Source organism: Pseudomonas sp. fls2-241-TYG-175 (assembly GCF_030209155.1).
Lineage (GTDB): Bacteria > Pseudomonadota > Gammaproteobacteria > Pseudomonadales > Pseudomonadaceae > Aquipseudomonas > Aquipseudomonas viridiflava.
The window spans coordinates 67,572-91,266 of the sequence record NZ_JARVSO010000007.1 but is presented as its reverse complement, the minus strand read 5'-3'; the positions used below and the strand labels follow the sequence as shown (position 1 = coordinate 91,266).

Here is a 23,695-nt window from a genome sequence, read left to right as displayed (position 1 = left end):
AATGAAGCCTTTGTTGAACTGGCTGACCCTGGCCGCACTAGCGATCAGCCCGATGGTGCACGCGCAAGCCACGAACTATCCGGTCACCGTGCAAAGCTGCGACCGCTCGGTGACATTCAACGCTGCGCCGCAACGCGCGGTCAGCAACGACGTCAACCTCACCAAAATAATGGTCGCGCTGGGCCTGCAATCCCACATGGCGGGCTACAGCGGCATCACCGGATGGAACAAACCCGATCCCGCGCTGCTGCACGATCTGGGCACGCTGCCCGAGTTGTCCAGTAAATACCCGTCCGTGGAAAACCTGCTCAACGCCAACGCCGATTTCTATTTCGCCGGCTGGAACTACGGCATGCGGGTCGGCGGCGACGTCACGCCGCAGAGCCTCGCTACGCTGGGCATTCAGACCTACGAGCTGACTGAATCCTGCGCGCAGATCATGCCTCGCGCCGAAGCGACGCTGGACGATGTGTACAACGACCTGCTCAATCTGGGTCGCATATTCAATGTTAAGGACCGGGCACAAGCGCTGGTGGCCGACATGCAGAGCCGGGTGAGTCGGGTCCACGAGCAACTGGCAGACAAAGCGCCTCCGCGAGTCTTTCTGTACGACAGCGGCGAAGACCGGCCCATGACTGCCGGGCGTCTGGCCATTCCGCAAGCGCTGATCCGCGCAGCGGGCGGAAGCAATGTCATGGGCGATGTCGCGGCCAGCTGGACTCACGTGAACTGGGAGTCGGTGGTGCAGAGCAATCCCGAAATCATCGTGATCGTCGACTATGGCGAAGTCAGCGCCGCACAGAAGCGGCAATTTCTGGAAAACAACCCGGCCCTGCAATCCGTCGATGCGGTTCGCAACAAACGCTACGTCGTGTTGCCCTACGTTGCCGTCACACCGGGAATCGATAACGTCGCAGCCATCGAGACTCTGGCGGCGGCCTTTCACGACGTGGCGCGATGACCCTGTCGCAGTGGCTCACGGAACGGCGGAGCCGCTACACCGGTTTGCTGATCGCTCTCACAGTTGTGCTGCTGATCTCGTGCCTGGTGTCCGTCACCTTCGGCGCAGCGCGTGTGCCGTTGGAGCAGGTCATCGGCATCCTGACGCTCAAACTGTCAGGCGTCGGTCATGAGCCACACCTCTGGACGGCAGGACAAGAGACCATCGTCTGGCTGATCCGTATGCCCCGTGTGTTGCTGGGCGCTCTGGCAGGCGCAGGTCTGGCGCTCATAGGCTGCGTGCTGCAAGCCGTGACCCGCAATCCGCTGGCCGATCCGCATCTGTTGGGAGCCACTTCGGGCGCCACACTCGGTGCCGTGATTGTGGTCATGCACGTCGGCGAAATCCTCGGCATGCTGACCTTGCCCCTCGCCGCATTTGCAGGCTCGCTCGCCAGCCTGATCCTGGTGCTGTCGCTGTCCAGTCGAAACGGCCGCCTCGACAGCCAGCGCCTGCTGTTGAGCGGCGTCGCCGTGTCGTTCGTCATGATGGCCATCGCCAACCTGCTGCTGTTTCTGGGCGATCACCGCGCCAGCTCTTCCGTGCTGTTCTGGATGCTGGGCGGCCTTGGCCTTGCTCGCTGGGAACTGCTGCCAGTGCCATCGGTGACCGTGCTGGCAGGCTGGATATTGCTTCAGGGACTCGGCCGCGCGTTGAACGCCCTGATGGCAGGCGATCAGACCGCCGTGAGCCTGGGCCTGCACGTGCGCAATGTCCGGTTGCTGGTGTTCCTGATCGCCTCGCTGATGACCGGCGTACTCGTCGCCCTGTGCGGCTCCATCGGCTTCGTCGGCCTGATGGTGCCGCACATCGCCAGACGCCTCGTGGGCTCGGAACACAGACGGTTGCTGCCGGTTGCAACGCTGCTGGGCGCGCTGCTGATGGTCTGGGTGGACGTGGTATCGCGCACGTTGATTGCGCCTGAAGATCTGCCCATCGGGATCTCGACGGCGTTATTGGGCGGGCTGTTTTTTATTTTTATGATGAGGCGGGGTTGAGGCAGCGGCTCATCAAGAGGGCCTGCGACGATTCCACCTCATTACCGCAAGCGTGCTCCATTGTTTAAAGATGAGTCGATGAACCAATAACAGAAAAGTATGACTATGCGGCAACACCACGACTCAATGACGCTCACGCCAGAGCCCGTTCAGGGCTCATCAGGTGCTCGGCTAGTTCCTAGCCAAAGGCCACTACTTAATAAGCCTCACTCATACCGCCCATCAGAACTGAGAATTGGTCAGTGCGCGCCCGGCTGGGTAACACTGAAAAAAAGAGGTAGCTGTCTGATGAATGTAGTGACTGCTTTTGCTCTAAGTCTGGCTGCCGGTTTTGCAGTTCCGTTACAGGCGGGGACCAATGCAAGATTGGGCGTCGCCCTGGGACATCCTTTATTGGCGACCACGGTTTCATTGATCGTCAGTCTGATCGCCGTGATTGGCGTGATGTTGATTTTCAAGGTCCAGCGTCCGGGCCTCATGGCGCTGCAAGGCACGCCCTGGTGGGCCTGGCTCGGCGGAATAGCCGGCGTTTTCTACATAACAACTGCCCTGTTGATGGCGCCAAAGTCCGTACTAAACCGGACCTGCGTCTGCGCCCGACTCAGCCGGCGGGGTCTCGATGAGACGCCACCTGTTCGACCTGTTCGCGTAGCCACTTATGGGCAGGGTCTTCGTTGAAGCGGTGGTGCCAGATCTGCACGAACGGAAACGGCGGTATGGCCAGCGGCGGGCTGAGCTTGATCAGCGTGTCGTCCACCTCCGCCTCATCCAGCGTGCGGGTGGCGACGGTGAGGATCAAATCGGTCTGGCTGATCATCCGGGGCGCCGTACGCCAGTGCGGCACGCTGACAGCGATGCGGCGATGCAGACCTTGAGCACGCAGCAGGTTATCGATCTCGCCGATGCTTCCATCCATGGACACGGAAATGTGTGGACGCATCAGGTAACTGTCCAGGTCGAGCACGCCATTGGATGGCAGCGTCTTGCGGTCGAGCAGGCACGAGAATGTCTCTTCGAACAGCGTGGACTGGGCGATGTCGGCGGGCAGACCGGGAAACACGCCAAGCGCCAGATCGATCTTGCCCTGAGTGACCTGCTCAAGCATACCGGGGCGGCTGCCCTGCGTCACGACGACGGTGGTGTTGGGAGCCTGTTTGCGAATGCGCACCAGCAGCCTGGGCAACACGATGGCTGCACCGTAGTCGGACATTGCCAGATTGAAGGTACGTTGCGAGCTGGCAGGTTCGAAGGCAATGGAGTTGCCGAACAGGGTCTCGATCTGGCTCAGCACTTCCTTGACGGGCATCTGGATGTTGAGCGCCAGCGCGCTCAGGTACACCTCGTTGCCCTTCCTGATCAGGATCGGGTCGTCGAGCAGGCTGCGCAGTTTGCTCAGGGAGTGGCTGATTGCAGGCTGACTCAGGTGCAGACGCTCGCCCGTGCGGGTGACGTGCTTTTCTGTCAGCAGGGCATCAAGCACCACCAACAGATTCAAATCGATGTTGCGCAACAAGACATTCACCATCCATGGCCTTCCAAACCCGAGGGGTTTCTTTGTCTCAAAAAGGAGAGCGACACATGCCACGACTCAACAGGATCATTGAGACGGCGCTCTATGTGAAAGATCTTACAGAAGCCAAGAATTTTTACTACAACACGCTCGACCTTGAAGTCATGGTTGAAAGCAGCGTACTGGTCGCCCTGAACGTCGGAGGTCTGAACACGCTGCTGCTGTTTAAGCGCGGTACCTCGCTGGAAACCAAACACTTGAGCGGTGGGGAAATTCCGCCACACGATGCGAGCGGACGCATACACGTGTGCTTTGCTATAGACGCCCGGGAGATGGACGCCTGGGTGGAACGTCTCGATCAGGCTGACGTGCCCATAGAGGGCCGTACGGAATGGCCAAAGGGCGGATCGAGCATCTACTTCCGCGATCCGGACGAGAACCTGATCGAGCTTCTGACCCCTGGCTGCTGGCCAATCTACTGAACCATTGAGTCAAGGATGAACGTTGATGATTTACGTCGGTGCAGTGAAGCGCCATCCCTATGTGCTGATCGCCCTCAGCGGTAGCACATCCGCCCAAGCCATCGTAAGGGCCTCACGCATCCGCCTGCGTCCCATCCTGATGACCACAGCCGCAATGGTCGTGGGCCTTATCCCATTGCTGTTCGCATCAGGCGCTGGCGCCAACAGCCGCTTCGGCCTGGGTCTGGTGATCGTCATCGGCATGATGACAGGGACCTTGTTCACGCTGTTTGTACTGCCTGCGATTTATACGGTGTTGTCGCAGAGGGGCAGATCGGTGGGTGAGGGAGCTGCGGGTGAATTGAGTAGGGTGTGATTTTTTGGAGCGGGGGGAAGTTGGCGCCTTCCTTTGGCTGGCTGCTGTTGCGACGCCAGAAAAGCCCGCAGTTTATCGTCCGGCAACGCGAGCTGGCGGCCGAGCCTCCCGGTACCTATTTGTTGCACCCATGCTCAGCGGCTTTCTTGAGATAGCGGAGTCTTTCCTGTCCATCGTTTTTCCTCGACATTTGAGTTGCATAGCTCATATAGAAATTAGCGCGAAAGCTTCTCTCGTCGATCCAGACAATCGGGTTGCTGCGAGAGCGACTGCCCTTATCGCAACTTGGCCTCATCGCGGGTTGTGGGTAATACTTGCCGTACAGCGTTTCATCGTCAGGTAAAGCATCGACGAGCGCCCGGAATTCAGGTGTTTTAACTTCATCGAAGCAGTACGAAAGCATCTGCAAGCCTGCCGGGGTAAAACTCTGGCTAAAGCTAGACCTGAGGAGGGTGCAGACTTTCTCGGCAGCCTGCTGGCCAGATTCGAAATTCGAGACCATCACGGCCAGTCGATACTGTGCAGCCGGGTTGAGTTCCTCGGCAGAACGCGTGAGCAAAGGCAATGCTTCTTTTAGAAGTCCCTGGAGCTCGGTTTTCACTTCCTCTCTTTTTTGATCTGGGAATTTTTCGTTGGCAGACAACTCGTCCCGGACACTGAATATTCCATTGTTCAGCTCATCAATCTTTTCCAGAGAAGGTAACGCTTTGAAGTAGAGCGATTCGCCTTCGGCGGACAGATTGAGTTCGGCAGCGTTTGTGATCGCTGAGAACATACAGACAGTCGCTAGAAAAGCTTTGAGGAAAATGCTTACCACTGGGGAACGTCCATTTTCATTTTCGTTGGGATTGCGACTCTAGCTGCAACCCTGTGTAAGTTGCTCAGCCGAGCAGTCGAGAATTGGGCATGGGAGGACGCGAAACAGAACACGTCCTCAGCCCTTTTTTTGCTGCTGGGCCTACCTTCAGGCTGCCACGCTGAGAGACCGGTGCCGTAATACATCCAGTAGAACAACACCCGATGACAACTACACAGATTCCCGGCGCGCCGATAAGCGGAAAGCCCAAAAATAGTGGAGGCACGGCCATTTTCGGTTAATATTTTCTGAGCGTTCGACGCATATTTTAAGAAAATCTTGGCTCGGTTAAGAAAATCTGGTCAGAGACAGGGGAAAACAATGGGGAATCTGGTGGGTTACGCCCATTTGATCAATGTGATGGGCCTGAAAGCTATCGGGGTCAAGAAACCTGCACTCGTTCAACCAGTCACACGCATTGAGCGGATCAGCGGCGCGCTTGCAGTGCCGCAGGCGGTTGCACCGGAGGCTGGGGATTTTCTCGCCCACATCATCTTTGCGCTCAAACATGAGGGCGTCAACCTCTCTATTTTGGCGCAGGCTCTGCCTCGTATTGATGGTCGACTACTTGTCGAGGCCATAACTCAATCTCCCAGCAGCGGCTATCTCCGCAAAGTCTGCTTCCTCTGGGAAGCCTATTCAGATCTTTTACTCGACTACACGGACAAGCCTCGGGGTCCCGGCGTTCTGCTGTTTGATCCTGAGCGGTACATCACGGGCCCATCTGTGCGAAACAACCGCTGGCGCGTGGACTTCAATGGGCTAGGGACGCTCCAATATTGCGCGACGGTAGAACGCACGCCTGAGGTCCAGGCCTTGCTTGAATACGACATTCTAGGGCGTTCGAAAGAGTTCATTGCTTCCTTGCCTAAGGAAATGATGGATCGCGCCATCAACTGGGCTTACCTGAGCGAAACAGATTCCTCATTTGCGATTGAAAAGGAAGCACCAAGCCAGCAGAAGTCAGAACGTTTTGTTCAATTACTGCGCCAGGCACATGACCGCCAGCCGCTCACCGAAGACTACTTGGTCTCTCTGCAAAACAATGCAATTTCCCAACAACTCGAATGGGCGGTGGCCTTCCGGCATGAACAAAACCATCTGACCAACTCCTTTCGAGGAGCGGCGGGGGTCACCTATATACCCCCTCCTCCAGATCTTTGCCGGGAGCTGATGGTCGAACTCATGGCCTTCGCAAACCGTGCTCCCTTGGAGCTTGACCCGCTGGTGGCCGCCGGCATTGCCTCATTCGGATTTGTCTTCTTGCACCCCTTCATGGATGGGAATGGGCGACTGTCGCGCTTCTTGATACACCAGGCATTGTGCTGCAGCGGTGCGCTGGAGAACGGTTTGTTACTTCCTGTCTCCGTCGCCATGAAACGAGAGGAGCAACGCTATTTAGAAGCTCTGCAGAGCTTCTCGAAACCTGCACGGCAATTCTGGGACGTTCGTTGGATCGATGCCGACAACATGTCGCTTAACTTCACCGGCGACCCAAGCCTATATCGCTACTGGGATGCGACTGAGTGTGTGGCCTTCACGCTGGAAATGGCCAAGCGGGCATTGGAAGTCGAACTGAGGGAAGAAACCGAGTATCTGCAACGATACGACACGTTGCTCAAGGTGGTTAATGACAACTACGACGTGCGCGGTAGCCTCTTGAGTAAGCTGATTATGCAGTGCTTAGACCAGAATGGGGTCGTATCAAAGGGTCGGCGGAAGCAATACAACGGGTATATCCAAGAGGAAGTTTTCGACTTTCTTGAAGGTCACGCCCAGGCCCTACTGGCAGAAGCTTACGCAGAGTCTGACGACGAATAGTCCAGCGACCAGTTGACCACTACAAAGCGAAGCCGCTAATCCGAACCAACGGCTTGGTCCAGAAACAGAAAACCCCCGTATTTTCGGGGGTTTTCGAGCTGTTTCAAACTTTAATAGGTTGTGTCAATCTTTATTCTGAACAGCCACCTGATGTCCGGCTTCTGTGGATAACTACTCCACCGTCACCGACTTCGCCAGATTCCTCGGCTGATCCACATCCGTCCCCTTCAACACGGCCACGTAGTACGAAAGCAGTTGCAGCGGAATGGTGTACAGAATCGGTGCCAGGGCGTCGATGATGTGTGGCATGGCGACAACGTGGGTGCCTTCGCCGTTTTTCATGCCGGCCTGTTCGTCAGCGAATACCACCAGCTCTCCACCGCGTGCACGGACTTCCTGCAGGTTGGATTTGAGTTTTTCCAGCAGTTCGTTGTTCGGCGCGACGGTGACCACGGGCATGTCGGCGTCGACCAGCGCCAGCGGGCCGTGTTTGAGTTCGCCGGCCGGGTAGGCTTCGGCGTGGATGTAGGAGATTTCCTTGAGTTTGAGCGCACCTTCCATGGCGACCGGAAATTGCGCGCCGCGACCGAGGAACAGGGTGTGGTGCTTCTCGGCGAACAGTTCGGCGACTTTCTCGACGGTGGTGTCCATCGCCAGTGCTTCGCCCAGGCGGGTTGGCAGGCGGCGCAGTTCATCGACCAGTTGCGCTTCGACGCCCTCTTCCAGCGTGCCTTTGACCTGGCCCAGCGACAGGGTCAGCAGCAGCAGGGCGACCAACTGGGTGGTGAATGCCTTGGTGGACGCTACGCCGATTTCCGGTCCGGCCTGGGTGAGCAGAGTGAGGTCGGATTCGCGCACCAGCGAGCTGATGCCGACGTTGCAGATCGCGAGGCTGGCCAGAAAGCCCAGCTCCTTGGCGTTGCGCAGGGCAGCCAGGGTGTCGGCGGTTTCACCGGACTGGGAGATCGAAACGAACAGGGTGTCCGGCTGGACCACGACCTTGCGGTAGCGGAATTCGCTGGCGACTTCGACCTGACACGGAATCCCGGCCAGTCCTTCAAGCCAGTAACGCGCAACCATACCGGCGTGATAGCTGGTGCCGCACGCTACGATCTGCACGTTGCGCACCTTGGCGAACAGCTCGGCAGCCTGTGGACCAAAGGCATGGACCAGCACCTGCTGCTGGCCGAGGCGACCTTCAAGCGTACGCTGCACGACCTTGGGCTGCTCGTGGATTTCCTTGAGCATGAAGTGGCGGTATTCGCCTTTGTCAGCGGCTTCGGCACCTTCGTGGTATTGCACGACTTCACGCTCGACCGGCAGACCGTCGACGCTCCAGATCTGCACGCTGTCGCGACGGATCTCGGCGATATCGCCCTCTTCCAGGTACATGAAACGGTCAGTGACCTGACGCAGTGCGAGCTGATCGGAGGCGAGGAAGTTCTCGCCCAGACCCATGCCGATCACCAGCGGACTGCCGCTGCGTGCCGCCAGCAGACGGTCCGGTTGTGCAGCGCTGATCACTGCCAGTCCGTAGGCACCGTGCAGTTCCTTGACCGCAGCTTTCAGGGCCGCCGCCAGATCGGGCGTGTCCTTGAGCTCGTGGTGCAGCAGGTGAACAATGACTTCGGTGTCGGTATCGGACGAGAACACGTAGCCCAGAGCCTTGAGCTGTTCACGCAGGGCTTCATGGTTTTCGATGATGCCGTTGTGGACAACTGCCAGCTCGTTGGCCGAGAAATGTGGATGAGCGTTACGCTCGCAGGGCGCGCCGTGGGTGGCCCAGCGGGTGTGGGCGATGCCCAGACGACCCACCAGAGGTTCGCCGGCCAGAGCCTGCTCGAGTTCGCTGACCTTGCCGGAACGGCGGCGACGCTCGAGCGTGCCTTCGTTAGTGAAAACGGCCACGCCTGCGCTGTCATAGCCGCGGTATTCAAGACGCTTCAGGCCTTCGAGCAAAATGGCCGTGATATTACGTTCGGCGACTGCGCCAACGATTCCACACATGGTTCTCTCCTAGCTGACAGCGGCACAAATCAGATTGATGCCGCGGGCCTGTATCTGGTCGCGCGCCTCGGTGGGCAGACGATCATCGGTAATAAGGGTGTGGATACTGCTCCAGGGCAGCTCCAGGTTGGGGATCTTGCGGCCGACCTTGTCGGCTTCGACCATCACAACGACTTCCCGGGCGACCTCAGCCATGACGCGGCTCAGACCCAGCAATTCGTTGAAGGTCGTGGTGCCACGGATCAGATCGATACCATCGGCACCGATGAACAATTGATCAAAATCGTAGGAGCGCAGCACCTGTTCGGCGACCTGCCCTTGAAAGGATTCGGAATGCGGATCCCACGTCCCGCCAGTCATCAGCAGGACGGGTTCCTGTTCCAGTTCGGTCAGTGCGCGTGCGACGTGCAGCGAGTTGGTCATGACCACAAGGCCAGGCTGCGCGCCCAGTTCAGGGATCATCGCTGCGGTGGTGCTGCCGCTGTCGACAATGATGCGCGCGTGCTCGCGGATGCGGGTAACGGCAGCGCGAGCAATGGCCTGTTTGTATTTGGAGACAGGTTGAGCGCCTTCGCTTATCAGTTCGTGCGGCAAGGTGACTGCACCACCGTAGCGACGCAACAGCAGACCGTTGGTTTCGAGCGCGGCCAGATCCTTTCGGATCGTAACTTCTGAGGTTTCAAAACGCTTGGCCAGATCGTCCACACTGACCTCACCCTGCTGGCTCAGCAGGGCAAGAATGTTGTGGCGACGTTGAGGTGTATTGCGCTTCGACATGAGAACCTTAAGTTTCGATTCGAAAGATAACGAAGGCAATCAAAACCTATTTGAAGGGATTGGTCAAGGGTCGTAGCAGTTTACTGTGGCATTCGGCATGTGGAGCAATTACCGATAAACAGAGGATCGTGGGAGGCGCCACTACGTCTTCGACGTAGCGCTGTCGCGCGGCAAACTAGGTGGGAGCGGACTTGTCCGCGAAAAGGCCTGTACATCCGACGAATATTCATCGGCTGAACTACAGCATTCGCGGACAAACGGAACGCCGCCCGGTCCGCTCCTACAAAAATCGCGTTTCTTCAGTAAGTTACAGGTTGTTTGATAAGAGGCGGCTTGCGGGCGATGCATTCTTTCAGGCGACCTTGTCAGTGACTGAACTGACGCTATCGCCGGCAAGCCGCCTCCCACGGTCTGTGGATAACTAGTCCTTCCTGATCTTGACCGGCCGCTTCCAGCCGTCGATGTTGCGCTGGCGGGCTCGGCCGACGGCCAACTGGGACTTATCCACATTCTGAGTGATTGTTGATCCAGCCGCCGTATTAGAGCCGCTCCCGATATCCACAGGCGCAATCAGAGAGTTGTTTGAGCCAATAAAGACGTCCTCGCCAATAATGGTCTGGTGTTTGTTCGCACCGTCGTAATTGACGGTGATGGTGCCCGCTCCGATGTTTGTGCGAGCTCCGATGACCGTGTCACCCAGATAGGTCAGGTGCCCGGCTTTCACGCCTTCACCCAGCACGGCATTCTTCAGCTCAACAAAGTTACCCACATGCGCCTTGGCGCCCAATACGCTGCCAGGACGCAGACGCGCGAAAGGTCCAGCATCGCTGCCCTCTCCCAGAATCGCGCCTTCGATGTGGCTGTTGGCTTTAACGACAACACCTTTGCGCAATGTGCTGTCCTTGATAACGCAGTTCGGACCGATGACTACGTCATCCTCGATCACGACCTTGCCTTCGAGCACCACGTTGATGTCGATCAGCACATCACGACCGACGCTGACTTCACCGCGCACGTCGAAGCGCGCAGGGTCGCGCAGGGTGACGCCAGCGGCCATCAGACGGCGGGCTTCGCGCAACTGGTAGTGACGCTCAAGCTCGGAAAGCTGCTTGCGGTCGTTGGCGCCCTGCACTTCCATGGCGTCGTACGGCTGTTCCGTCGCAACCACCAGGCCATCGTTCACAGCCATGGCGATCACATCGGTCAGGTAATACTCGCCCTGCGCGTTGTTGTTGGAGAGACGCCCCAGCCACTCGGCCAGACGCTTGCCGGGTACTGCCAGGATGCCGGTGTTGCCTTCGGTGATCGCCTTCTGGGCGTCGGTTGCATCCTTATGCTCGACGATAGCAGCCACCCGGCCTTGCTCGTCGCGCACGATACGGCCATAGCCCGTCGGATCATTCAGGGTGACAGTCAACAGACCCAACTGCTCAGAGCTAACCAGTTTGAGCAGACGCTGCAGCGTGTCGACTTCAATCAGGGGCACGTCGCCGTAGAGGATCAGGACGGTTTCAGCCGTCAGTGCAGGCACGGCCTGAGCCACGGCATGGCCTGTGCCGAGTTGCTTGTCCTGCATCACGAAATTCAGATCGTCAGCCGCCAGACGCTCGCGCACCACATCCGCGCCGTGGCCGATCACCACATGGATGCCGCTTGGGGATAACTGGCGGGCACTGTGGATAACATGACCCAGCATGGAGTTGCCCGCAACGGGGTGGAGTACCTTCGGCAAGGCCGAACGCATCCGGGTACCTTGGCCAGCAGCAAGAATGACGATATCGAGAGACATGAGGACTACCAACTGAGCGGCGCGGCAATCATAGCCAGCGGCCGGGGACGGGCTTATTCGGAAAAAGAAAAAGGGTAGCCGAGGCTACCCTTTTTCTCAATCGCGCATGAAGCAGCGGGGTTAGCCGCCGAACTTCTTGCGAATTTGCTGAACGGTACGCAGCTGAGCTGCGGCCTCGGCCAGACGAGCAGTTGCAGATCCGTAGTCGAAGTCTGCGCCTTTCTCGTTCAGGGCCTTCTCTGCAGCCTTTACAGCTGCTTGAGCGGAGGCTTCGTCCAGGTCGCCAGCACGTTGCACAGTATCGGCAAGCACCTTGACCATGTTCGGCTGAACCTCAAGGAAACCACCGGAGATGTAGAACACCTCGGCTTCCCCACCCTGCTTGATCAAGCGGATCGGGCCCGGCTTCAGATCAGTGATCAGCGGCGCGTGGCCTGGAGCGATACCGATATCACCCAGGTTACCGTGCGCAATCACCATCTCGACCAGACCGGAGAAGATTTCCCCTTCCGCGCTGACGATGTCGCAATGGACTGTCATAGCCATTTGCTTGCCTCAACCTGATTAGCGCCCGTTTCCGGGCGCCGGGATTACAGTTTCTTGGCTTTCTCGATCGCTTCTTCGATGCCGCCGACCATGTAGAACGCTTGTTCTGGCAGGTGGTCGTAGTCACCGTTGAGGATGCCTTTGAAGCCAGCAATGGTGTCTTTCAGGGAAACGTATTTACCCGAAGCACCGGTGAAGACTTCTGCCACGAAGAAAGGCTGGGACAGGAAGCGCTGGATCTTACGAGCACGGTTAACCAACTGCTTGTCGGTCTCCGACAGCTCGTCCATACCCAGGATCGCGATGATGTCTTTCAGCTCTTTGTAACGCTGCAACACGTACTGAACGCCGCGAGCGGTGTCGTAGTGTTCCTGGCCGATAACGTTCGGGTCCAGCTGGCGCGAAGTCGAGTCGAGTGGATCGACCGCCGGGTAGATACCCAGGGAGGCGATGTCACGGGACAGTACGACGGTTGCGTCCAAGTGGGCAAACGTGGTCGCTGGCGACGGGTCGGTCAAGTCGTCCGCTGGTACGTATACCGCCTGGATCGAGGTGATCGAACCGTTCTTGGTCGAAGTGATGCGCTCTTGCAGAGTACCCATCTCTTCGGCCAGGGTCGGCTGGTAACCTACTGCGGAAGGCATACGGCCCAGCAGTGCGGATACTTCAGTACCGGCCAGTGTGTAACGGTAGATGTTGTCGACGAACAGCAGAACGTCGTTACCTTCGTCACGGAACTTCTCGGCCATGGTCAGGCCGGTCAGGGCTACGCGCAGACGGTTACCCGGCGGCTCGTTCATCTGGCCGTAGACCAGAGCAACCTTGTCCAGAACGTTGGAATCCTTCATCTCGTGGTAGAAGTCGTTACCCTCACGAGTACGCTCACCCACACCGGCGAACACGGAATAACCGCTGTGCTCGATGGCGATGTTACGGATCAGTTCCATCATGTTTACGGTCTTGCCGACACCGGCACCACCGAACAGACCGACTTTACCGCCTTTGGCGAACGGGCAGACCAGGTCGATAACCTTGATGCCTGTTTCCAGCAGATCGTTGCCACCCGCTTGCTCAGCGAAGGTTGGCGCAGGACGGTGAATGCCCCAGCGCTCTTCGGTGGCGATCGGACCAGCTTCGTCAATCGGGTTGCCCAGTACGTCCATGATCCGGCCCAGAGTCGCTTTACCGACCGGTACGGAGATGGCTGCGCCAGAGTCTGTTACTTCCAGACCACGCTTCAAGCCCTCGGTGGAGCCCATCGCAATGGTACGAACCACGCCGTCGCCCAGCTGCTGCTGAACTTCCAGGGTGGTTTCTGCCGCGCTTTGTACTTTCAGCGCGTTGTAGATACTCGGTACGCTATCGCGTGGAAATTCCACGTCGATCACGGCGCCGATGATTTGAACGATACGTCCGCTACTCATTAGCTGGTTCCTCTAATATTTGAACCGTTAAACCGCGGCAGCGCCGCCGACGATTTCCGAGATCTCTTGGGTGATCGCTGCCTGACGCGCCTTGTTGTAGATCAGCTGCAAATCGCTGATCAGATCACCGGCGTTGTCGGTGGCGTTCTTCATTGCAATCATCCGCGCCGCTTGTTCAGCTGCGTTGTTCTCGACCACCGCCTGGTACACCTGCGACTCAACGTAGCGAACCATCAAGCCATCGAGCAGCTCTTTGGCATCGGGTTCGTAGAGATAGTCCCAGTGGTGCTTGAGTTCCTGATCCGGGGTTGCCACCAGCGGAATCAACTGCTCCACCGTTGGCTGTTGCGTCATGGTGTTGATGAACTTGTTGGATACCACGGACAGGCGATCAATACGGCCATCCAGGTAGGCATCCAGCATCACCTTGACGCTGCCGATCAAATCATTGATCGACGGCTCTTCGCCCAGGTGGCTGATTGCAGCGACGACGTTACCGCCGAAGTTGCGGAAAAATGCCGCACCTTTGCTGCCAACCACGCACAGATCGATCTCTACGCCGTTTTCACGGTTTACCGCCATGTCCTTGACCAAAGCCTTGAACAGGTTGGTATTCAAGCCGCCGCACAGACCACGGTCACTGCTCACCACGACATAACCGACACGCTTTACTTCGCGCTCGATCATGAAAGGGTGGCGATATTCCGGGTTAGCGTTGGCAAGATGACCAATCACCTGGCGGATACGATCCGCGTAAGGACGGCTAGCAGCCATGCGCATTTGAGCCTTGCGCATTTTGCTGACCGCCACTTTTTCCATGGCGCTGGTGATCTTTTGCGTGCTTTTGATGCTCGCAATCTTGCTGCGAATCTCTTTTGCGCCTGCCATGTAACACCTATCAGGTTAGCAAGCGGGAGCCTTCCGGCCCCCGCTGCGGCTTACCAGGTTTGGGTGGCCTTGAACTTCTCGATGCCGGCTTTCATGCCAGAATCGATTTCGTCATTGAAGTCACCCTTCACGTTGATCTTCGCCATCAAATCGGCGTGATCGCGGTTGAAGTAAGCAATCAGCGCTTGTTCAAAGCTGCCAATCTTGGCGATTTCGATGTCGGTCAGGAACCCACGCTCAGCGGCATACAGCGACAGCGCCATGTCAGCGATCGACATTGGTGCGTATTGCTTCTGCTTCATCAGCTCGGTAACGCGCTGACCATGCTCAAGTTGCTTACGGGTCGCTTCGTCCAGGTCAGAAGCGAACTGGGCGAATGCCGCCAGTTCACGGTACTGAGCCAGAGCGGTACGGATACCACCGGAGAGCTTCTTGATGATCTTGGTCTGAGCGGCACCACCTACACGCGATACCGAAACACCGGCGTTCACAGCTGGACGGATGCCAGAGTTGAACATGGCCGATTCCAGGAATATCTGACCGTCGGTGATGGAAATCACGTTGGTCGGAACGAACGCGGAAACGTCGCCAGCCTGGGTTTCGATGATCGGCAGTGCAGTCAGGGAACCGGTTTTGCCGGTCACTGCGCCGTTGGTGAACTTCTCTACGTACTCTTCGGAAACACGCGATGCGCGCTCCAGCAGACGGGAGTGGAGATAGAACACGTCACCCGGGTAGGCTTCACGGCCTGGTGGACGGCGCAGCAGCAGGGAAATCTGGCGGTAAGCCACTGCTTGCTTGGACAGATCGTCATAAACGATCAGCGCGTCTTCACCGCGGTCGCGGAAGAACTCACCCATGGTGCAACCCGAGTACGGTGCAAGGAACTGCAGCGCAGCGGATTCGGAAGCACTTGCAGCCACGACGATGGTGTTAGCCAGTGCGCCGTTTTCTTCGAGCTTGCGAACCACGTTGGCGATGGTCGATTGTTTCTGACCGATTGCCACGTAGACGCAGAAGATGCCGCTGTCTTTCTGGTTGATGATTGCGTCGATGGCCAGAGCGGTCTTACCGATCTGACGGTCACCGATGATCAGCTCACGCTGGCCACGGCCGACTGGAATCATTGCATCGACAGCCTTGTAGCCAGTCTGTACAGGCTGGTCTACCGACTTACGCCAGATCACGCCTGGAGCAACTTTCTCGACCGCATCGGTCTCGGTGTTGTTCAGCGGACCTTTGCCGTCAACTGGGTTACCCAGTGCATCGACTACGCGACCCAGCAGTTCCTTACCAACCGGAACCTCCAGGATGCGGCCAGTGCACTTGGCGCTCATGCCTTCAGCCAGAGTCGTGTAAGCGCCCAGTACAACGGCACCCACGGAATCCTGCTCAAGGTTCAGCGCCATACCGTAGACGCCGCCCGGAAACTCGATCATCTCGCCGTACATTACGTCGGCCAGACCGTGAATCCGCACGATACCGTCAGACACGCTGACGACTGTGCCTTCGTTACGGGCTTGGGAGGTTACATCGAGCTTCTCGATGCGACCCTTGATGATTTCACTTATTTCGGAAGGATTGAGTTGCTGCATTGCTCTGCTGCCCCTTCAAACTCAAGATTTCAATGCTTCGGCTAGTTGCGCGATTTTGCCGCGAACTGAGCCATCGATAACCAGGTCGCCGGCGCGGATTACGACACCACCGATAAGGGTGGCATCCTCCGCAGCATGCAGGCGCACTTCCCGGCCGAGCCGTGCACTGAGAACCTTGGCGAGTTTGTCTTGCTGTTCTTGGTTCAATGCAAAAGCACTGGTGACATCCACATCGACCGATTTTTCCTGCTCGGCCTTGTACAGGTCGAACAGTTCGGCGATCTCCGGCAGAAGCGGGAGACGGTCGTTTTCAGCAACGACGTGGATGAAATTCTGTGCCTTGGCATCGAACTTGTCGCCACACACTTCAATAAAAGTGGTGGCCTTTTGTGCGCTCGTCAGTCGCGGGGCCTTGAGCATGCGCTGCATGGTGTCGTCTTGCGACACCGCAGCAGCCAGGCCGAGCATGGCTGACCAATTGGCCAGTTGCTGGTGGGCCTGCGCGTGCTCGAAGGCCGCCTTAGCGTAAGGTCGGGCCAACGTGGTCAGTTCTGCCATGATCGCCCTCGCTTAAATTTCAGCAGCCAGTTTGTTAACCAGCTCCGCGTGCGCGTTTTGATCGATTGTGGCACCCAGGATCTTCTCTGCACCATTGACTGCCAAGCTACCCAACTGGGCGCGCAAGGCGTCTTTGACACCGTTCAGTTCCTGCTCGATCTCGGCCTGAGCCTGAGCCTTCACACGGTCAGCTTCAACGCGAGCCTGTTCACGGGCTTCGTCGACAATCTGAGTACCGCGTTTCTTGGCTTGCTCAATGATTTCAGCTGCTTGAGCCTTAGCTTCGCGCAGTTGTTGACCCACTTTGTCTTGGGCCAGCTCCAGGTCGCGAGCTGCTCGGGAAGCAGCGTCCAGTCCATCCGCGATCTTCTTCTGACGTTCGTGCAAAGCCGCGATGACCGGAGGCCACACGAACTTCATGCAGAACAGCACAAAAATGAAGAACGCAACGGACTGGCCAATCAGGGTTGCATTAATGTTCACGCCAACACCTCGCTCGTTCGTTGTCCATCACACCAATCAACTCGAAAATTCGAGTGATCAGCCAGCGAGTTGACCAACGAAGGGGTTCGCAAAGGTGAAGAACAGAGCGATACCAACACCGATCATGGTCACGGCGTCGAGCAGGCCCGCTACGATGAACATTTTAACTTGCAGCATTGGAACCATTTCCGGCTGACGCGCTGCGCCTTCCAGGAACTTGCCGCCCAACAGGCCGAAACCGATTGCAGTACCCAGTGCGCCCAGGCCGATCAACAGTGCAACAGCGATAGCGGTTAGACCAACTACAGTTTCCATCTTTCCTCCCGACTTTTACGTCGTATTGGTTAGGTTTTTTTAATTAAAGCGGTAAAGCAAAATCGTTTGTTACATCAGCCCTTGCGGGCACCGTCCCGCAGTTTGCGGGACGGTCATCAGATACGCCCGGAGGCGAATCTCAATGGTTATCTTCGTGAGCCATCGACAGGTAGACGATGGTCAGCATCATGAAGATGAACGCTTGCAGGGTGATGATCAGGATGTGGAACACAGCCCATGCCCATTGCAGAACGATACCCAGCCCGCTCAACCAGAGCAGACCGCTGCCGAACATGACGGCGATCAGGATGAATACCAGCTCACCAGCATACATGTTGCCGAACAGACGCAGTGCCAGAGAAATCGGCTTGGCTACCAGCGTCACGAATTCCAGCAGGAAGTTGACCGGGATCAACAGTGCCTGAACGAAGATGTTCTTGCTGCCGAACGGGTGCAGGGTCAGTTCGCCGATGAAGCCGCCGATGCCCTTGACCTTGATGCTGTAGAAAATGATCAGCGCGAAAACCGACAGGGCCATGCCCAGTGTCGCGTTAGGGTCAGTCGTCGGAACGGCACGGAATGGAATGTGCTCGTCACCGGAGATCAGCATCGCCAGCTGAGGAATCCAGTCGACCGGTACCAGGTCGACGGCGTTCATCAGGAATACCCAGACGAAAATGGTCAGGGCCAGTGGCGCGATGACCGCGCTGCGGCCGTGGAAGCTGTCTTTCACGCTGCCATCGACGAACTCGACCAGTACTTCAACGAAGTTCTGCAGGGCGCCCGGCTGGCCGGAAGTCGCCTTCTTGGCCGCCATGCGGAAAATCAGAACGAAAATCAGACCCAGCGCAACCGACCAGCCGAGGGTATCGACGTGGAAAGCCCAGAAACCCATTTCCTTGGCTTCTGCTGCGGTGTGGGCAAAGCCCCATTCGCCATTGGGCAGGTGCCCGAATGTCAGGTTCTGCAAGTGGTGCTGGATATAGCCCGAAGCTGTTTGCTCTGCCATGGTTGCCTCAAACGCCCTAAGGTCTCGAAAGTCTTGTTCTCGTAAGCAGTGGAGCGAACCAGTTGACCACCTGGATCAACATGAACACTCCGAAAACCGCCAGCGGTGCCAGCGGCTTTACGCCTGCAAACGTCAGTGCAAAAAGCACTGCCGTCAAAATAAGTTTGCCCGCCTCGCCGGCGTAGAACGACCGGACGATGGCTTGAGCGGCTCGGGCTCCGGAAAACCGGAAAGCCTTGTGAGCGAAGTATAAATTGGGCAGCCAGGCTATCAGGCCTCCGCAGAGCCCCGAATATCCCGCTACGACTCCACGCCACTGCCACAGCGCCAACGCGGCTATCAGCAGGACGATCAATTGAGCCAGCAAAACCGGAAAAACCGCCAGGCGATGAAACGGCAAGCGGTCTGGCATGCGTGATTCCATCGCATTTGCTCCTTCGCTGTCGGTCGCCATCATCTGTAACTTGGCATAATTTGTGCCGACAAAATGCGCGCAGAGTATAGGGGCGGTTAAGTCCCTATTCAACAGTCAGGTAGTGATTTCCGACTATACGCTACAGACCAATTGTTTCAGCGGATGTGAGCAAGCACACCTTGCAACTCATCCAGCGAGTTGTAGCGGATCACCAATTGCCCTTTTCCCTTCTGCCCGTGGCGGATCTGGACCGCAGACCCCAAACGCTCGGCCAGACGCTGCTCGAGCCGGCTGATGTCGGGGTCGGCCTTGGCAGGTTCCGCAGGGGTTTCCTTACCGCTGAGCCACTGCCTGACCAGTGCTTCCGTCTGGCGTACGGTCAGCCCGCGTGCGACAACGTGTCGCGCTCCTTCGACCTGCCTTTCCTCCGGCAGACCGAGCAGGGCACGTGCATGGCCCATCTCCAGGTCGCCGTGGGACAGCATGGTCTTGATCACTTCCGGCAGCGCAATCAGTCGCAGCAGGTTGGCCACGCTGACACGGGACTTGCCGACGGCATCGGCCACCTGCTGCTGGGTCAGCTGGAATTCCTGCTGCAGACGCTGCAACGCCATCGCTTCTTCGATGGGGTTGAGATCTTCACGCTGGATGTTTTCGATCAGCGCCATGGCGATGGCGGTTTCATCCGGCACATCGCGAACCATGGCCGGGATCGTCTCGACACCTGCCTGCTGACTGGCACGCCAGCGACGTTCACCGGCAATGATTTCAAAACGGTTGTTGCCGATCGGGCGAATCACGATCGGCTGCATCACGCCCTGAGACTTGATCGACTGCGCAAGTTCTTCAAGCGCCTGGGGATCCATGTCACGGCGCGGCTGGTACTTGCCGCGCTGGATCATGTCCAGCGGCACATGCTGCAGCTCACGTTCGGGGGCCTTGATGGCCTGTTCTTCCAGCGAACTGACGGTTGGACTGCTCAGAAGTGCGTCCAACCCACGTCCGAGACCTCGTTTCTTGACGGCCATGGAAATTCCTTAGGTAGGCTGAGCGGTTTTCGCGCCGCGACGTTGACGACGAACCAGTTCACTGGCGAGCGCCAGATAAGCCAGCGCCCCGCGGGAAGACTTGTCGTAGGCCAGCACCGGCATACCGAAGCTCGGCGCCTCGGCCAGTCTGATGTTTCTCGGGATAACGGTATCGTACAGCTGCTCGCCAAAGTGTTCCTTGAGCTGCGCCGAAACATCGTTGATCAGGCTCAGACGCGGGTCGTACATCGTGCGCAGCAGGCCTTCGATCTTGAGCTGCGGGTTTAGCAGTTGGCCGATCCGCTTGATGTTATCCACAAGGTCGCTCAGACCTTCCAGTGCGAAATACTCACACTGCATGGGGATAATCACGCCATCAGACGCCACCAGGGCGTTGAGCGTGAGCATCGACAGCGACGGAGGGCAGTCGATGAGAATGTAATCGTAGTTTTCGCGGATTGGCGCCAGCGCGTTGCGCAGACGGCTCTCCTTCATCTGCATTTCCAGCAGCACCACCTCGCCTGCCGTCAGGTCGCGGTTGGCCGGAAGCAGTTGATAACCGCCGTGCTCGGAGAACTGCATGGCCTCAGCCAGATCGCATTCGCCAATCAGCAGGTCGTAAACGGAGTTTTCGAGGTTGTGTTTATCCACACCACTCCCCATGGTCGCATTGCCCTGGGGATCGAGATCGATCAGCAGCACGCGTCGTTTGGTAGCAACCAGTGACGCGGCGAGGTTGATGCATGTGGTGGTCTTGCCTACCCCACCTTTCTGGTTCGCTATCGCGAATACCTTAGCCATTATCGCTTGTGTTCCCAATCATGCCGTGCGGCGCAGTATCAGCAGATGGCGTTGGCCTTGGCAACCCGGAACGGTCAAGGCTTGTGCGCTATCAAGGTGAAAATCCGTGGGCAATGCTACCAGTTCATCGGCAGGATGCAGCCCTTTCATCGCCAGCCAGCGTGTCTGTGTGTCGCCCATGTGGCGAGTCCATCCGGCAAAGTCTTCCAGACTGCTGAACGCACGGGAAATGATTCCGTTGAACGGTACGTCCGGCTGGTAGGTTTCGGCGCGGCTGTGGATAACTTCGAGGTTATCCAGCTTCAGCTCCAGTTTGACCTGGGTCTGAAAGCGGGTCTTCTTGCCATTGCTGTCCAGCAGCGAAACCTTCATCTGCGGAAACATGATCGCCATGGGAATACCGGGCATGCCGCCCCCGCTGCCGACATCGAGCCAGCGTTCGCCTTCGGCGCCACCTTCGATGAAAGAAATCACACTCAGGCTGTCGAGCAAATGCCGGGACACCATCTCGTCCGGGTTGCGCACAGCCGTGAGGTTGTACGCCTTGTTCCACTTGATCAACAGCGCCAGATAGGCAAGCAGTTGTTCGTGCTGGACCAGAGTGAGCTCGATACCCAGAGCGCGGGCGCCTGTGGATAACTCTTCGGCGTGTTGCGGGGTAACCATAGAACTCAAGCGCTTTGCTCCAACTGACGGCCCGCGCCGCGTTTTTTCAAGTGAATCATCAACAGGGAAATCGCTGCAGGCGTGACACCCGGAATGCGCGAGGCCTGTCCGAGAGTTTCGGGGCGAGTTATCCCCAGCTTGCTTTGAATTTCTTTCGACAGACCGGAAATCCCCGCGTAATCGATGTCTTCAGGCAGCTTCGTGTCTTCGCTGGCACGCAAACGGGCGATTTCGTCCTGCTGCCGATCAATGTAACCGGCGTACTTGGTCTTGATCTCCACCTGCTCGGCGACCTGTGGATCAATGCAGCCCTCACCGGTGAGGGAAATCAGGCTGGCATAATCGATTTCTGGACGCGTCAGCAGATTGAGCAGGTTGTATTCGTGGGTCAGCGGCGTGCCGAAATGCGCGGCAATGGCATCGCCCTGTTCGGTACCCGGACGAACCCAGGTGCTTTTCAGACGCTGTTCTTCCAGCGCGATGTTTTCACGCTTGGTACAGAACGCGGCCCAACGCGCGTCATCGACCAGACCCAGCTCACGGCCTTTTTCGGTCAGACGCAGGTCAGCGTTGTCTTCGCGCAGGATCAAACGATATTCGGCGCGGGATGTGAACATCCGGTAAGGCTCTTGCGTACCCAGCGTGATCAGGTCATCAACCAACACCCCGATGTACGCCTCGTCACGACGCGGGCACCAGCTGTCGCGACCTTGCGCACGCAATGCCGCGTTGGTTCCGGCCAGCAAACCTTGAGCACCCGCTTCTTCGTAGCCGGTTGTGCCGTTGATCTGGCCTGCGAAGAACAGACCGCCGATCACCTTGGTTTCGAGGCTGTACTTCAGATCGCGTGGATCGAAGTAGTCGTACTCGATGGCATAGCCCGGGCGAACGATGTGCGCATTTTCCATGCCGCGAATCGAACGAACGATCTGCAGCTGCACATCGAAGGGCAGAGACGTGGAGATACCGTTCGGATACAGCTCGTGGGTGGTCAGACCTTCCGGCTCGATGAAGACCTGGTGGCTTTCCTTGTCGGCAAAGCGATGAATCTTGTCTTCGATCGATGGACAGTAACGCGGACCGATGCCCTCGATCACACCGGAATACATAGGCGAACGATCAAGATTGGACGCAATGATTTCGTGTGTCCGCGCATTGGTGTGGGTAATCCAGCAACTCACTTGCGACGGATGTTGTTCCTTCGAACCCATGAACGACATAACGGGAATCGGCGTATCGCCCGGTTGCTCGGTCATCACCGAGAAATCGACAGAGCGGCCATCGATGCGTGGCGGCGTACCGGTCTTCAAGCGCCCCACCCGTAATGGCAGCTCCCGAAGACGGCGTGCAAGCGCGATCGACGGCGGATCACCCGCTCGGCCACCCGAATAATTCTGCATACCGATGTGGATAAGACCGCCCAGGAATGTACCGGTGGTCAATACAACGGAATCAGCCAGGAAACGTAGGCCCATTTGCGTGACAACACCACGGACCTGGTCCTGCTCGACAATCAGGTCATCGCAGGATTGCTGAAATATCCACAGGTTCGGCTGGTTTTCAAGCGTTTCGCGAATCGCGGCCTTGTACAGAACGCGGTCTGCCTGGGCACGGGTCGCACGTACGGCCGGGCCTTTGCGGCTGTTCAACACGCGGAACTGTATGCCGCCTTTGTCAGTGGCCATGGCCATCGCGCCGCCAAGGGCGTCGATTTCCTTGACCAGATGACTTTTGCCGATGCCACCGATCGCAGGGTTGCAGCTCATCTGGCCGAGTGTTTCCACGTTATGCGTCAACAGCAGGGTTTTGACACCCATGCGTGCCGACGCAAGTGCGGCCTCGGTACCGGCATGACCGCCACCGATGACGATCACTTCAAAACGGGAAGGGAAATCCACCACGCACCTCGTGCCTGTTGTCGATGGGAAATTGGGATAGCTGACAAGTATAGGGACTTACCCCTCCTGAATGAAACCCGTTGCACAAAATTTAACCAGCTGTGGAAAACTCGCGGATAAAGAAAATAAAAAGGAAAGAAAGTTTATAAAGCCTTGTTTTTATGTTTATTCTTACTGAGCCATGTTTCTGTGGATAGATTCCTACAGGCCTTTATTTTCAATGTGTACAGAGATTCAAAAGCCTGTGGTCATGTGCCTGTGAGGGTTTGGGATAACCGTCCTGAGCCTGTGGATTAAAGTGCACTTTGTCCACAGGCCGGTTTATCTTCAGGTTTCAGGCCCGGTTATCAACCGAGCTGAGGCGCGGTTATGCACAGGGCTTATTTCACAGAAAATGATGAAATCGGCGGTTGCTCGACTGCTGGTCAGTGAAAAAAGGACTGTTGGATCGACGTGGGGAGAGCGTCTCGAGGC

Annotated in this window: 22 protein-coding genes and 2 pseudogenes; 6 read left to right on the top strand and 18 right to left on the bottom strand. The window is 57.5% G+C overall.

Annotated elements, in window-relative coordinates; all coding sequences use genetic code 11:
• Window position 1 precedes the first annotated feature (1 nt).
• The 3 genes and pseudogenes from QRN20_RS07345 to QRN20_RS07335 form a co-directional block, all read left to right on the top strand.
• Window positions 2-961 carry an ABC transporter substrate-binding protein gene (locus tag QRN20_RS07345; protein ID WP_285360050.1) on the top strand — a complete coding sequence of 320 codons (960 nt, stop codon included), beginning with the start codon at window positions 2-4 and terminating at the stop codon, window positions 959-961.
• Window positions 958-1,998, top strand: a complete 1,041-nt coding sequence (locus QRN20_RS07340; protein WP_122418693.1) for a FecCD family ABC transporter permease — start codon at window positions 958-960, stop codon at window positions 1,996-1,998. Before QRN20_RS07345 ends, QRN20_RS07340 begins: the two co-directional genes overlap by 4 nt.
• Window positions 1,999-2,286: 288 nt before the next feature.
• Window positions 2,287-2,565: pseudogene (locus QRN20_RS07335) on the top strand (DMT family transporter); the annotation flags it as partial.
• Between the two features lie 34 nt (window positions 2,566-2,599).
• On the opposite strand, the gene QRN20_RS07330 reads toward QRN20_RS07335, so the two are convergent.
• Window positions 2,600-3,523 (bottom strand): LysR family transcriptional regulator, encoded by a 924-nt coding sequence (locus tag QRN20_RS07330; RefSeq protein WP_004882405.1) that lies wholly within the window; start codon window positions 3,521-3,523, stop codon window positions 2,600-2,602.
• A 53-nt stretch (window positions 3,524-3,576) separates the two neighbouring features.
• On the opposite strand from QRN20_RS07330, the gene QRN20_RS07325 reads away from it, so the two are divergent.
• Window positions 3,577-3,990, top strand: a complete 414-nt coding sequence (locus tag QRN20_RS07325) for a VOC family protein (protein ID WP_029244204.1) — start codon at window positions 3,577-3,579, stop codon at window positions 3,988-3,990.
• Between the two features lie 88 nt (window positions 3,991-4,078).
• Window positions 4,079-4,345 (top strand): annotated as a pseudogene (locus QRN20_RS07320) (efflux RND transporter permease subunit); the annotation flags it as partial.
• A 115-nt stretch (window positions 4,346-4,460) separates the two neighbouring features.
• Here QRN20_RS07320 and QRN20_RS07315 read toward each other — a convergent pair.
• A complete protein-coding gene (locus QRN20_RS07315; protein ID WP_285360049.1) occupies window positions 4,461-5,120 on the bottom strand; it encodes a hypothetical protein in 660 nt (219 codons plus the stop codon).
• 402 nt (window positions 5,121-5,522) lie between these two features.
• On the opposite strand from QRN20_RS07315, the gene QRN20_RS07310 reads away from it, so the two are divergent.
• On the top strand, window positions 5,523-7,022 hold the full coding sequence (locus QRN20_RS07310; protein ID WP_029244206.1) for a Fic family protein: 1,500 nt from the start codon (window positions 5,523-5,525) through the stop codon (window positions 7,020-7,022).
• Window positions 7,023-7,193: 171 nt separating this feature from the next.
• On the opposite strand, the gene glmS is transcribed toward QRN20_RS07310, so the two are convergent.
• The 16 genes from glmS to mnmG form a co-directional block, all read right to left on the bottom strand.
• Window positions 7,194-9,029, bottom strand: a complete 1,836-nt coding sequence (gene glmS, locus QRN20_RS07305; protein ID WP_285360048.1) for a glutamine--fructose-6-phosphate transaminase (isomerizing) — start codon at window positions 9,027-9,029, stop codon at window positions 7,194-7,196.
• A gap of 9 nt (window positions 9,030-9,038) precedes the next feature.
• Window positions 9,039-9,806 carry a DeoR/GlpR family DNA-binding transcription regulator gene (locus QRN20_RS07300; protein WP_004882433.1) on the bottom strand — a complete coding sequence of 256 codons (768 nt, stop codon included), beginning with the start codon at window positions 9,804-9,806 and terminating at the stop codon, window positions 9,039-9,041.
• Between the two features lie 421 nt (window positions 9,807-10,227).
• Window positions 10,228-11,595 (bottom strand): bifunctional UDP-N-acetylglucosamine diphosphorylase/glucosamine-1-phosphate N-acetyltransferase GlmU, encoded by a 1,368-nt coding sequence (glmU, locus tag QRN20_RS07295; RefSeq protein WP_122427822.1) that lies wholly within the window; start codon window positions 11,593-11,595, stop codon window positions 10,228-10,230.
• Between the two features lie 120 nt (window positions 11,596-11,715).
• Window positions 11,716-12,141 carry a F0F1 ATP synthase subunit epsilon gene (locus tag QRN20_RS07290; RefSeq protein WP_029241174.1) on the bottom strand — a complete coding sequence of 142 codons (426 nt, stop codon included), beginning with the start codon at window positions 12,139-12,141 and terminating at the stop codon, window positions 11,716-11,718.
• A 44-nt stretch (window positions 12,142-12,185) separates the two neighbouring features.
• A complete protein-coding gene (gene atpD / locus QRN20_RS07285) occupies window positions 12,186-13,565 on the bottom strand; it encodes a F0F1 ATP synthase subunit beta (RefSeq protein WP_025996049.1) in 1,380 nt (459 codons plus the stop codon).
• A gap of 27 nt (window positions 13,566-13,592) precedes the next feature.
• Entirely contained in the window at window positions 13,593-14,453 is an 861-nt protein-coding gene (atpG, locus tag QRN20_RS07280) for a F0F1 ATP synthase subunit gamma (protein ID WP_004882437.1), read from the bottom strand.
• A gap of 50 nt (window positions 14,454-14,503) precedes the next feature.
• Window positions 14,504-16,048 carry a F0F1 ATP synthase subunit alpha gene (gene atpA, locus QRN20_RS07275; protein WP_004882438.1) on the bottom strand — a complete coding sequence of 515 codons (1,545 nt, stop codon included), beginning with the start codon at window positions 16,046-16,048 and terminating at the stop codon, window positions 14,504-14,506.
• Window positions 16,049-16,069: 21 nt separating this feature from the next.
• Complete coding sequence (locus QRN20_RS07270) at window positions 16,070-16,606, bottom strand: F0F1 ATP synthase subunit delta (RefSeq protein ID WP_004882439.1); 537 nt, start codon at window positions 16,604-16,606, stop codon at window positions 16,070-16,072.
• Between the two features lie 12 nt (window positions 16,607-16,618).
• Entirely contained in the window at window positions 16,619-17,089 is a 471-nt protein-coding gene (locus tag QRN20_RS07265) for a F0F1 ATP synthase subunit B (protein ID WP_004882440.1), read from the bottom strand.
• 57 nt (window positions 17,090-17,146) lie between these two features.
• Window positions 17,147-17,404, bottom strand: coding sequence for a F0F1 ATP synthase subunit C (atpE, locus tag QRN20_RS07260; RefSeq protein WP_002555987.1), 258 nt, complete (start codon window positions 17,402-17,404; stop codon window positions 17,147-17,149).
• Window positions 17,405-17,543: 139 nt separating this feature from the next.
• Window positions 17,544-18,413 carry a F0F1 ATP synthase subunit A gene (gene atpB, locus QRN20_RS07255; RefSeq protein WP_004882441.1) on the bottom strand — a complete coding sequence of 290 codons (870 nt, stop codon included), beginning with the start codon at window positions 18,411-18,413 and terminating at the stop codon, window positions 17,544-17,546.
• Between the two features lie 16 nt (window positions 18,414-18,429).
• Window positions 18,430-18,837 carry a F0F1 ATP synthase subunit I gene (locus QRN20_RS07250; RefSeq protein WP_004882442.1) on the bottom strand — a complete coding sequence of 136 codons (408 nt, stop codon included), beginning with the start codon at window positions 18,835-18,837 and terminating at the stop codon, window positions 18,430-18,432.
• A gap of 146 nt (window positions 18,838-18,983) precedes the next feature.
• Complete coding sequence (locus tag QRN20_RS07245) at window positions 18,984-19,856, bottom strand: ParB/RepB/Spo0J family partition protein (protein WP_004882443.1); 873 nt, start codon at window positions 19,854-19,856, stop codon at window positions 18,984-18,986.
• A 9-nt stretch (window positions 19,857-19,865) separates the two neighbouring features.
• On the bottom strand, window positions 19,866-20,657 hold the full coding sequence (locus QRN20_RS07240; protein ID WP_004882444.1) for a ParA family protein: 792 nt from the start codon (window positions 20,655-20,657) through the stop codon (window positions 19,866-19,868).
• Window positions 20,658-20,675: 18 nt separating this feature from the next.
• The gene (rsmG, locus tag QRN20_RS07235) at window positions 20,676-21,332 is read right to left on the bottom strand and encodes a 16S rRNA (guanine(527)-N(7))-methyltransferase RsmG (protein ID WP_029241176.1); all 657 of its coding nucleotides are present in this window, start codon (window positions 21,330-21,332) and stop codon (window positions 20,676-20,678) included.
• Window positions 21,329-23,221 carry a tRNA uridine-5-carboxymethylaminomethyl(34) synthesis enzyme MnmG gene (gene mnmG / locus QRN20_RS07230; protein WP_004882446.1) on the bottom strand — a complete coding sequence of 631 codons (1,893 nt, stop codon included), beginning with the start codon at window positions 23,219-23,221 and terminating at the stop codon, window positions 21,329-21,331. The genes rsmG and mnmG overlap by 4 nt, the downstream gene beginning before the upstream one ends.
• Window positions 23,222-23,695: the final 474 nt, after the last annotated feature.